This window comes from Actinomadura sp. CNU-125 (assembly GCF_001942465.1).
Taxonomy (GTDB): domain Bacteria; phylum Actinomycetota; class Actinomycetes; order Streptosporangiales; family Streptosporangiaceae; genus Spirillospora.
This window is the reverse complement of the sequence record NZ_MKJY01000498.1, coordinates 1-1,912: the sequence shown is the minus strand read 5'-3', so window position 1 is coordinate 1,912 and position 1,912 is coordinate 1. Positions and strand designations below refer to the sequence as shown.

1 protein-coding gene is annotated in these 1,912 nt (G+C 79.5%); it reads left to right on the top strand.

Annotated elements, in window-relative coordinates; genetic code table 11:
• Positions 1-89: 89 nt before the first annotated feature.
• A partial coding sequence (locus tag BJF79_RS63680) for an acyltransferase domain-containing protein (protein WP_262403210.1) occupies positions 90-1,912 on the top strand: 1,823 nt, incomplete at its 3' end.

Below are 1,912 nucleotides of genomic sequence, written 5' to 3'. Positions count from 1 at the left end.
GCGGGCGGCGCCCGCCCCGGCCGAGCCGGTCCCGGGCCCGCCCCGGCTGGTGTTCGCGTTCCCCGGCGGCGGCAACGCCCGCCGTCGGCATGGGCGCCGCCCTCTACGACACCGAACCGGTGTTCGCGGCGTGCGTGGACGAGTGCGCCGACCTCCTCGCGCCGCACCTCGGCTTCGACGTCCGCGCGGTGATCCGGGGCGCCGAAGGGAAGATCGAGACGCCGCTGCACGGGCTGCCCGCGCTGTTCGCGGTGTCGCTGGCGACCGCGCGGCTGCTCGCGTCGTGGGGGGTGCGGCCGGACGCCGTCCTCGGCCACAGCGCGGGCGAGTACACCGCCGCCGTCGCCGCCGGGGCGCTGGACGTCGCGGACGTCGCACCGCTCCTGGCCGTCCGCTGCCGCGCCATGACCGAGGTCGCGGGCGACGGCGCGATGCTCGCCGTGCCGCTGGCCGAGGACGCCGCCGCCGCGCGGCTGCGCGACCACCCGGACCTCGACCTCGCGGTCGTCAACGGGCCGGACGCCTGCGTGGTGTCCGGGCCCCGCCCGGCGGTCGACGCGCTGGCCGCCGACCTGCGCCGCGACGGCCACGACCCGTCCGTCCTGCGGTTCGACGTCGCCGCGCACTCCCGGCTGATCGACCCGGCGCTCCCCCGGCTGCGCCGCGCCGCCGCGGGCCTGCGCGCCGTCCCGCCGCGCGTCCCGCTCGTCAGCACGCTGACCGGAACGCCGGTGAACGGCGAACTCGCGGACGCCGAACACTGGGTGCGGCAGCTCCGCGAACCCGTCCGGTTCTCCGCCGCGCTGCGCGCCGCCGCCTCCGGCCCCCGGACGGTCGTCGTCCACGTCGGCCCCGGCATCGGCGCTCGCCGCGCTCGCGCGCCGCCACGGCCTGGCCGCGCTGCCCACGCTGTCCGACGGCGACGGCGACGGCATCACCGACATGTTCGAGGCCGCCGGGGCGCTGTGGGCGCACGGCGCGGACGTCGACTTCGCGGCCATGCACCGTCCCGGCCGCCGCCGGATCGCCGCGCCCGGCCACGCGTTCCTGCGCCGCCGGTTGTGGATCGAACCGTCGGCGTCGTCGTCCCGCCCTCCGGCCGGAGACGACCTGCCGGACGAGACCGAACCCCTGCAGGTCCCCGTGTGGCGGCAGGTCCCGCCGCTCGACGCACCGTCCGCGCTCGACGGCTCGTGGATCGTCGCGGGCCCGGCCGAACCCGACGGGGCGACCGCCGCGGTGGTGCGGGCCCTCACGGACGCGGGCGCCGAAGCCGTCCCGATGGCCGAGGCCGGCGCCGTCCGGACACCGCATGGACGGGCGTGATCGTCCTCCCGGACGCGGGCGCGGGCGCGGGCGCGGGCGCGGACTTGGCCGAACCGCCGGTCGCCGACACCGGGCACGCCCGTCCGGACGAATCGGACGCGGCGGGGGCTGCGGAGGCTGCGGAGGCTGCGAGCGAAAACGCCCACTTCGCGGCCGTCGGGGAGGTTTCGGCCGGGGTGCTGCGGTATGCGGAGCTGGCTCGGCGGTTCTTCGGCGGGGAGCGGCCCGCCGGGGTGTTGTTGCAGGTGACGCGGGGGGCGCAGCGGGTCGGGGGCGGGGATCGTCCCGATCCGGGCGGCGCCGCCGTGCACGCGCTGCCGCGCGTGCTCGCGCAGGAACAGCGCGGCGTCCGGTGGCGCGTCCTCGACCTCGACGCGGCGGCCGAACCGGGCGCGGTCGTCCGCGCCGAACTCGCCGACCTGGTGGCGGGCGGGTCGGGGGCCGAGACGGCCGTGCGGGACGCACCCGCTGGGTCCGCGACCTCGTCCCGTGGCGGCCCGCCGCCCCGGCGCCCGCCCCGGTCGCCGATGCCGACGCCGACAGCGGCGGCGCGCCGGTCGCGCTGGTCACCGGCGGTTCGGCGACG